7 protein-coding genes and 1 riboswitch are annotated in these 8,775 nt (G+C 72.0%); of the genes, 1 reads left to right on the top strand and 6 read right to left on the bottom strand.

Annotated elements, in window-relative coordinates; genetic code table 11:
• Nucleotides 1-454 precede the first annotated feature (454 nt).
• From K7787_RS28350 to thrC, 5 genes are all read right to left on the bottom strand, one after another.
• Complete coding sequence (locus K7787_RS28350; RefSeq protein ID WP_223003394.1) at nucleotides 455-1,609, bottom strand: NADH:flavin oxidoreductase; 1,155 nt, start codon at nucleotides 1,607-1,609, stop codon at nucleotides 455-457.
• Nucleotides 1,610-1,807: 198 nt separating this feature from the next.
• Nucleotides 1,808-3,430, bottom strand: coding sequence for a chaperonin GroEL (groL, locus tag K7787_RS28345; protein ID WP_009189265.1), 1,623 nt, complete (start codon nucleotides 3,428-3,430; stop codon nucleotides 1,808-1,810).
• Between the two features lie 412 nt (nucleotides 3,431-3,842).
• The gene (locus K7787_RS28340; RefSeq protein ID WP_009189266.1) at nucleotides 3,843-4,046 is read right to left on the bottom strand and encodes a cold-shock protein; all 204 of its coding nucleotides are present in this window, start codon (nucleotides 4,044-4,046) and stop codon (nucleotides 3,843-3,845) included.
• Nucleotides 4,047-4,475: 429 nt separating this feature from the next.
• Nucleotides 4,476-4,751 carry a MoaD/ThiS family protein gene (locus K7787_RS28335; RefSeq protein ID WP_009189267.1) on the bottom strand — a complete coding sequence of 92 codons (276 nt, stop codon included), beginning with the start codon at nucleotides 4,749-4,751 and terminating at the stop codon, nucleotides 4,476-4,478.
• Nucleotides 4,748-6,037, bottom strand: a complete 1,290-nt coding sequence (thrC, locus tag K7787_RS28330; protein ID WP_164387989.1) for a threonine synthase — start codon at nucleotides 6,035-6,037, stop codon at nucleotides 4,748-4,750. The genes K7787_RS28335 and thrC overlap by 4 nt, the downstream gene beginning before the upstream one ends.
• Nucleotides 6,038-6,054: 17 nt before the next feature.
• Nucleotides 6,055-6,213, bottom strand: a riboswitch (SAM riboswitch).
• Nucleotides 6,214-6,397: 184 nt separating this feature from the next.
• On the opposite strand from thrC, the gene K7787_RS28325 reads away from it, so the two are divergent.
• Nucleotides 6,398-7,354: a glucosyl-3-phosphoglycerate synthase gene (locus K7787_RS28325; protein ID WP_019982614.1), complete on the top strand. Its 957-nt coding sequence runs from the start codon at nucleotides 6,398-6,400 to the stop codon at nucleotides 7,352-7,354.
• A 567-nt stretch (nucleotides 7,355-7,921) separates the two neighbouring features.
• On the opposite strand, the gene K7787_RS28320 is transcribed toward K7787_RS28325, so the two are convergent.
• Nucleotides 7,922-8,653, bottom strand: coding sequence for a hypothetical protein (locus tag K7787_RS28320; protein WP_223003393.1), 732 nt, complete (start codon nucleotides 8,651-8,653; stop codon nucleotides 7,922-7,924).
• Nucleotides 8,654-8,775 lie beyond the last annotated feature (122 nt).

Here is an 8,775-nt window from a genome sequence, read left to right as displayed (position 1 = left end):
GTGAACTGCGTCCGGTGCGTCTCCTCGTGCAGGCACACCCCGCCGCTCAGCCCGCCCCCACCACACCGCCGCCACTGCCCCACCGCAGCCGGGCGAGCCGGCGGGCAGGCCGGGCGGGCCGGTCGGGCCGCCGCTCGCCCCCCTACTGCACCGCCCACTGCCCCACCGCGGCCACCCCGCCGCCTCAGCCCCACCGCTCGGCCCCCCACCGCACCCCACCGCAGCCCCGCCGCGGCCGGCGAGCCAGCCGAGCCGGACGAGCCGGACGAGCCGGGCGGGCCGGGCAGGCCAGCCGGGCGGGCCGGGCGGGCGGGCCGGGCAGGCCGCCGCTCGGCCTCCCCTACTGCACCCCCCACTGCCCCGCCGCGGCCAGCGAGCCAGCCGGGCTGGGCGACCCGGCCGAGCCGGGCGGGCCGGCCGACCCCGCCGACCCGGACGACCCGGCCGGCCCGGGTCAGTTCAGTGTCGTCAGCGACGTCGCGTCGTACGGCTTCAGGTCGTCGAAGCGGTCCGCGAGGACCTTCGCCGCCCACTGCGGGTCCTGGAGGAGCGCGCGGCCCACCGCGACCATGTCGAACTCGTCGCGCTCCAGGCGGTCCAGGAGGTTGTCGAGGCTGCCGAGGGCCGCGCCCTCGCCCTGGAACGCCTTGATGAAGTCGCCGTCCAGGCCGACCGAGCCGACCGTGATGACCTGCTTGCCGGTGATCTTCTTCGTCCAGCCCGCGAGGTTGAGGTCGGAGCCCTCGAACTCGGGCGCCCAGTAGCGGCGGGTGGAGGCGTGGAAGACGTCCACGCCGGCCTCGGCGATCGGGGCGAGGATGGCCTCCAGCTCGGCCGGGGTCTCGGCGAGCCGGGCGTCGTAGGCCTCCTGCTTCCACTGCGAGTAGCGGAAGAGGATCGGGAAGTCGGGCGAGACGGCCGCGCGGACCGCCGCGACGAGTTCGGCGACGAACTTGGTGCGGGCCACCGGGTCGCCGCCGTAGGCGTCGGTGCGGCGATTGGTGCCCGCCCACAGGAACTGGTCGAGCAGATAGCCGTGGGCGCCGTGGATCTCGACGCCGTCGAAGCCGATGCGCTCCGCCGCGGCGGCCGACTCGGCGAACGCGGCGATGACGTCGTCCACGTCCTGCTGCGTCATCGCCCTGCCCTCGCCCTCGGTGCCGTCGATGCGCAGCCCGGACGGGCCGACCGGCGGGGCGTCCGCGAACGGCGGCCGGCCCGGCTTGCGGACCATGCCGATGTGCCACAGCTGCGGGACGATCGTGCCGCCCGCCGCGTGCACGGCGTCGGCGACCTTCGTCCACCCGGCGAGCTGCTCCGTGCCGTGGAACCGCGGCACCCGGCTGCTCTCACCGGCCGAGGGGTGGCCCACGTAGGCGCCCTCGGTGATGATCAGGCCCACTCCGGCGGCGGCGCGGCGGGCGTAGTACGACACCACGTCCTCGCCGGGGACGCCGCCCGGGGAGAACATGCGGGTCATCGGCGCCATCGCGATCCGGTTGGGGACGGTCAGGCCGTTCAGCGTGATGGGCCGGGCCAGGACCCGGGCCGCGCGGGAGGCCGGCTCGGGGGCGGGGCCGGGGGCGGGCTCGGCGGTGGTGACGCTCATGTGGGGACTCCTGTGCGGGACTCGATACCCAGTGGTATGTGCATGTGCATACGCATGGAGTCTGACACCGTCGCCCGCCCCGGTATTCCGCCGCCCCCGCGAAGTGACCCGGAACACGCCCGAGGGCGGCGTCCCCTGTCGGTGAGACAGGGGACGCCGCCCTCGGTGTGCGACGGACGGGTCCGATCCTCGGGAGGATCAGAAGTCCATGTCACCGCCCGGCATGCCGCCGCCGGCGGGCGCGGCGGCCTTCTCCGGCTTGTCGGCGATGACGGCCTCGGTGGTGAGGAACAGCGCGGCGATCGACGCGGCGTTCTGCAGCGCGGAGCGCGTCACCTTCGCCGGGTCGATGATGCCCTCGGCGACCAGGTCGACGTACTCGCCGGTCGCGGCGTTCAGGCCGTGGCCCGGGGTCAGGTTGCGCACCTTCTCCACCACGACGCCGCCCTCGAGGCCGGCGTTGACGGCGATCTGCTTCAGCGGGGCCTCGAGCGCCAGCTTGACGGCGGCGGCGCCGGTGGCCTCGTCACCCTCCAGCTCCAGCTTCTCGAACACCTGGGAGGCCTGGAGCAGGGCCACGCCACCACCGGCGACGATGCCCTCCTCGACGGCCGCCTTGGCGTTGCGCACGGCGTCCTCGATGCGGTGCTTGCGCTCCTTCAGCTCCACCTCGGTGGCGGCGCCGGCCTTGATGACCGCGACACCGCCGGCGAGCTTCGCCAGGCGCTCCTGCAGCTTCTCGCGGTCGTAGTCGGAGTCGCTGTTCTCGATCTCGGCGCGGATCTGGTTCACGCGGCCGCCCACCTGCTCGGAGGAGCCGGCGCCGTCGACGATGGTGGTCTCGTCCTTGGTGATGACCACCTTGCGGGCCTTGCCCAGCAGGTCGAGGGTGGCGTTCTCCAGCTTGAGGCCGACCTCCTCGGAGATGACCTCGCCGCCCGTGAGGATGGCGATGTCGCCGAGCATGGCCTTGCGGCGGTCGCCGAAGCCCGGGGCCTTGACGGCGACGGACTTGAAGGTGCCGCGGATCTTGTTCACGACCAGGGTCGACAGGGCCTCGCCCTCGACGTCCTCGGCGATGATCAGCAGCGGCTTGCCCGACTGCATGACCTTCTCCAGCAGCGGGAGCAGGTCCTTGACCGAGGAGATCTTGGAGTTGGCGATGAGGATGTACGGGTCCTCGAGCACCGCCTCCATGCGCTCCATGTCGGTCGCGAAGTAGGCGGAGATGTAGCCCTTGTCGAAGCGCATGCCCTCGGTGAGCTCGAGCTCCAGACCGAAGGTCTGCGACTCCTCGACGGTGATGACGCCTTCCTTGCCGACCTTGTCCATGGCCTCGGCGATCAGCTCGCCGATCTGGGTGTCGGCGGCGGAGATGGAGGCGGTGGAGGCGATCTGCTCCTTGGTCTCGACCTCCTTGGCCTGGTCGAGCAGGGCGGCGGAGACGGCCTCGACGGCCTTCTCGATACCGCGCTTGAGAGCCATCGGGTTGGCGCCGGCGGCCACGTTGCGCAGGCCCTCGCGGACCAGCGCCTGGGCGAGGACGGTGGCGGTGGTCGTACCGTCGCCGGCGACGTCGTCCGTCTTCTTGGCGACTTCCTTGACCAGCTCGGCGCCGATCTTCTCGTACGGGTCCTCGAGCTCGATCTCCTTGGCGATGGAGACACCGTCGTTGGTGATCGTGGGAGCGCCCCACTTCTTCTCGAGGACGACGTTACGGCCCTTGGGGCCGAGGGTCACCTTGACGGCGTCCGCGAGCTGGTTCATGCCGCGCTCGAGGCCTCGCCGCGCCTCCTCGTCGAACGCGATGATCTTGGCCATGTGAAGTGGTCCCTCCAGGACTGGGGGTGATTCCTTCGGACCGCGCCCGCGCCCGCGACGGACGGCTCGCGTGCCTCGTGGTTCCTTGCCCCACCCGGCTCGCGGGCCTCACCGACCCGGTCCTCGTTGTCACTCTCACCTTCAGAGTGCTAACGCAATGATTAGCACTCGACCCCCGAGAGTGCAAGCGCCTTCGGCGACTGCGACACCCCGCTCAGCCCCCCGCGAACACGGGCCGCCGACCGGGCGCGCACGCGCCCCCGCCCCGCCCGGCGCGCGCCCCCGCGCACGGCGAAGGGCCCGCGCACGGCGAAGGGCCCGCGCACGGCGAAGGGCCCGCGCACGGCGAAGGGCCCGCACCGCCGGTGGCGGTGCGGGCCCTTCCGAAGAACGCTTGCGGTGGCCGCGCGATTCAGGCCGTCACGCGGACCATGTCGGCCTGCGGACCCTTCTGGCCCTGCGAGATCTCGAACTCGACCCGCTGACCCTCTTCCAGCGAGCGGTAGCCGTCCATCTGGATCGCGCTGTAGTGGACGAAGACGTCCGCACCACCGTCGACCGCGATGAAGCCGTACCCCTTCTCCGCGTTGAACCACTTGACGGTGCCCTGAGCCATGCCTAACTCCCCTATTACTGGCCCTTGCACAGATCCGCACTTCGCGGATCCGGGTCAGACCTCACCCCCCGTGGACGGGGGCGTGCGCCGGAACGCGTCGACCGCGGCTGAATGTATCTGTCCAACTGCCGTCTGCAACAGGTCAATCGGACGAGAATTCTGGACGGGAGCGGTCCGGAATGTGGTGAGAATTCGCCCCGATTCAGGGCAACTCGGGCCTCACAAAAAAGACAAATGCCGCGAAAAGCGAGCGCACTTTGGCTACTTCTCATCGTCGTGCGGCAGAAAAAACAGGCTTCCTGATCCTCGGATCAGGAGCGCGTTCCCCAACTCTACCGCGCTCAATCACACAGAATTGCCCCCTCCGCTTCTCTCACGGAGGGGGCAGCCCGGCAAACAGCGGGTAATCGGGATTACCCAGGGTAAGACTCAGCCGCCGGCGACCGCCGGGATGATCGACACACCGGCGCCGTCCGGCGTGGCCGTCTGGAGGCCCTGCTCGAAGCGCACGTCGTCGTCGTTGACGTAGACGTTGACGAAGCGGCGCAGCTTGCCCTGGTCGTCCAGGACGCGCGCGGAGATGCCCGTGTGGTTCTTCTCCAGGTCGGCGATGACCTCGGCGAGGGTCGCGCCCTCGGCGCTCACCTCGGCCTGACCGCCGGTGTAGGTGCGCAGGATGGTGGGGATGCGAACGGTCACGCTCATGATGCGAGGCCAGCCTCTCGGAAGGAGTCCAGGGTCGGGCGGATGGTCGCGGTCAGGCCGGTGCCCGCCACCGCGTCCAGGGTCTTGAGGCCGTCGCCGGTGTTGAGCACGACGGTGGTCTTCGCCGGGTCGATGAGACCGGCCTCGATCAGCTTCTTGGTGACGCCGACGGTCACGCCGCCCGCCGTCTCGGCGAAGATGCCCTCGGTGCGGGCCAGCAGCTTGATGGCGTCCACCACCTGCTCGTCCGTCACGTCCTCCACCGCGCCGCCGGTGCGCCGGGCGATGTCCAGGACGTAGGGGCCGTCGGCCGGGTTGCCGATCGCCAGTGACTTGGCGATGGTGTTCGGCTTCTGCGGCCGCACCACGTCGTGCCCGGCCTTGTAGGCGGTGGACACCGGCGAGCAGCCTTCGGCCTGGGCGCCGAAGATCTTGTATGGCCTGTCCTCGACCAGCCCGAGCTTGATCAGCTCCTGGAGCCCCTTGTCGATCTTGGTGAGCTGCGAGCCGGAGGCGATCGGGACGACGATCTGGTCCGGCAGCTCCCAGCCGAGCTGCTCGCAGATCTCGTACGCCAGCGTCTTGGAGCCCTCGGCGTAGTACGGCCGCAGGTTGACGTTGACGAAGCCCCAGCCCTCGCCGGCCGGGTCGCCGATCAGCTCGGAGCAGAAGCGGTTCACGTCGTCGTAGTTGCCCTCGATGCCGACGAGTTCGCCGCCGTAGACCGCGGCCATGACGACCTTGCCCTGCTCCAGGTCGTGCGGGATGAACACGCAGGAGCGGAAGCCGGCGCGGGCGGCGGCGGCGCCGACGGCGCCGGCCAGGTTGCCGGTGGAGGAGCAGGACAGGGTGGTGAAGCCGAAGGCGCGGGCGGCCTCCAGGGCCTGGGCGACGACCCGGTCCTTGAAGGAGTGGGTCGGGTTGCCGGAGTCGTCCTTGACGAACAGCCTGCCGGTCTCGACGCCGAGTTCGGCGGCGAGGCGGTCGGCCTGGACGAGCTTGGTCCAGCCCGGGTTGATGTTCGGCTTGCCGGCCACGTCGGCGGGGACGGGCAGCAGGGGGGCGTAGCGCCAGATGTTCGCGGGGCCGGCCTCGATGCGCTTGCGCAGTTCCTCGGTGTCGTAGGCCGAGAAGTCGTAGGCGATCTCCAGCGGGCCGAAACACTCCTCGCAGGCGAAGACCGGGCCGAGGGGCACGCGGTGACCGCACTCGCGGCAGCTGAGCGCCGCGGCGGGGCCGAGGTCTACGGTGGAGTCGGTGCTGCTTGCAACTGTCTGCACAGCCATGGAGGCGAGGCCCTTTCTCCTCATCTTCCTCACGACGCATCTCGCCGTGAGACGGATTTGGCACCTTCCCTAGCCGGGAGCCTCGCGGAAACGATCGCGGCGGGCGATCTACGAGACCGGCTGGAGGGTTGCCGGGGCTTCATCGGGCCGTGTCCCTCTGCCCCTCTGGATGAGCGGTATTCGATTGTGAGTCGCGGCGACCCCGGCATGCGATGGTCATCCGCGTTGTTCAAGACTGTAACCGAAGGCCGGGACAGTGAGAGAGAGTCGTCCGAACCGCGAGACAGATCACAGGATGATGTGATCCGCGCCGTGCGGGCGCGCCGTAGTCGTGCGAGCAGGAGTGAGGAGCCGTCGACCGTGCTGGAAGAAGTCGAGCGCTGGCTGAGGACGCGCTCCTGGTCCGTGACCGACCGCCCCCTGCGGACGGTGCTGGCCGCCAAGCGCGCGAGCGGCTCGACGGTCAGCGTGGTGCTGCCCGCGCTGAACGAGGAGGCGACGGTCGGGGAGATCGTCGCAGTGATCCGCGAAGAGCTGGTACGGCGCGTGCCGCTGGTCGACGAGATCGTCGTCGTGGACTCCGGCTCCACCGACCGCACCTCCGAGGTGGCCGCGGCGGCCGGCGCCCGGGTGGTGCACCGCGACGCGATCCTGCCCCGTATCCCGGCGGTGCCCGGCAAGGGCGAGGTGCTGTGGCGCTCGCTGCTGGTCACCGGCGGGGACATCGTCTGCTTCGTGGACGCCGATCTGCGGGAGTTCTCCGCCGACTTCGTCACCGGCATCGTCGGCCCGCTGCTCACCGACCCCGAGGTGCAGCTGGTCAAGGCGATGTACGACCGCCCGCTGAGCGTTCCGGGCGCGAGCGCGGCCGGGCAGGGCGGCCGGGTCACCGAGCTGATGGCCCGCCCGCTGCTGAACATGCACTGGCCGCAGCTGGCCGGCTTCGTGCAGCCGCTCGGCGGCGAGTACGCGGCCCGCCGCTCGCTGCTGGAGCGGCTGCCGTTCCCCGTCGGCTACGGCGTCGAGCTGGGGATGCTGGTGGACGCGCTGCACCTGGTCGGTCTGGACGCGCTCGCCCAGGTCGACGTGGGCGTCCGCCTGCACCGGCACCAGGACGGCCAGGCGCTCGGCCGGATGGCCGCCGCGATCTACCGCACCGCCCAGCTGCGCCTGGCCCGCGGCCATCTGATCCGCCCCGCCCTCACCCAGTTCGAGCGCGGCACGGCCGGCTTCGAGCCGCGCACCTACTCGGTGGACACCGAGGAACGCCCCCCGATGACGGAGATCACGGAATACGCGGAACGCCGGGTGGCGTAAGGCCGCCCTGACGCCTGCGGCCCGGTCCGCCCTGGACCGACCGGCCCCAGACACGAACCGGACGGGTCCTGGTCGGACGCCGGACGCGAACCGGCCGGACACCGGACCACGAACCGGACGGGCGCCGGGCCGGAACCGGTCGCGGGCCGACCCCGGACCGACCACGAACCGGTCGGAAGCCGGACTGCCGGACCGGCCGAGCCAGGCCCCGGACCGACCACGAACCGACCGGAAGCCGGACCACCGGACCGGCCGAGCCAGGCCCCGGACCGACCACGAACCGACCGGAAGCCGGACCACCGACCGGCCGCCAGGGGGCGGCGTCACGGACCGGCCAGGAACCGGTCGGGCGCCGGACCGCGGACTGGACGGAGGCCAGGCCCTGGACCGACCGCCGACCGGCCGGGGGCCGGACCACCGACCAGGGCGGGGACGACCAGGTCACGGACCGACCGGGAGCCGGGCCCCGGCCCAGGGCCACGGGACTGGCCCCGGGTCGGCCGTGAGGCGGTCGGGAAGCGGGCCGGGCCCGGACTGGACGCGCGCCGGGACCGGGACCGGCGGGTGTCAGCCGGGTACGCCGTCCGACCAGCGCCAGCGGCCCGCCGCGTCCCGTTCGCAGGTCAGGTACTCGCCGCCCTTGCCGTAGGTGCTCATGCCGTGGTGGCGGGCGGCGCAGAACTGGCCGTCGGCGTAGCAGTTGCCGGCCGGGCTGGTGATCGCGCAGGCCTTGCCGCCACCGCCGCCACCGGACGTTCCTCCGCTGCCGCCGCTCGATCCGCCGCTGCCGCTGCCGCCCGTGCTGCCGCCGGTGGCCTTGGACTTGGCCGGGGTCGGGGTCGGGGTGTGCAGCGGGCGGCCCGCGCAGTCGCGGCCGTCGCGTGCGACGGTGAACGTCACCGCGCCGTCCCCCGAGGCGCCGCTCTGGTCGCAGACCTTCTCGCCCGCGCCCCAGGAGGCGGCCCGGCGGCCGGTGCCCTCGAGGACGACGGTGTAGCGCAGGCCGCTCGCCCTGGCCGCGGCGGTCGCCGCGCCGACGCCCTCGCCGGTGTAGTCGCGCAGCGTGGCCGCCGGGGTCGGGGTGGGCGTCTCCGTGGGCGTGGCGGACTCCGTGCCCGGCGACTCCTCGGGCGTCGGCGTGTCCGTGTCGGCCGCCGCCGCGCTCGTCGCGGCCGGCGGCGCCGCCTTCGGCGCCGAGTCGCCGTCGCCGTCGTCGCCGCCGCAGCCGGTCAGCGCCAGCGCCCCCGCCATGACCAGTGCCGCCGCGCCGGCGAACCGGCGCACGCGTATGAACCCCATGGAACCCCGCCCCTCACGCACCGCCCCGCGCACTCACGCGGGCCGGAGATCACTCATATCTACCGCAGATATACATGACCTTCACAGCTTTCTCACACATCCCGGCAGGCGAAATCCCCAGC

It is taken from the genome of Streptomyces sennicomposti (assembly GCF_019890635.1).
Lineage (GTDB): Bacteria > Actinomycetota > Actinomycetes > Streptomycetales > Streptomycetaceae > Streptomyces > Streptomyces sennicomposti.
Note: the sequence above shows the minus strand (reverse complement) of the source record. Positions and strands in the feature narration are given on the sequence as shown.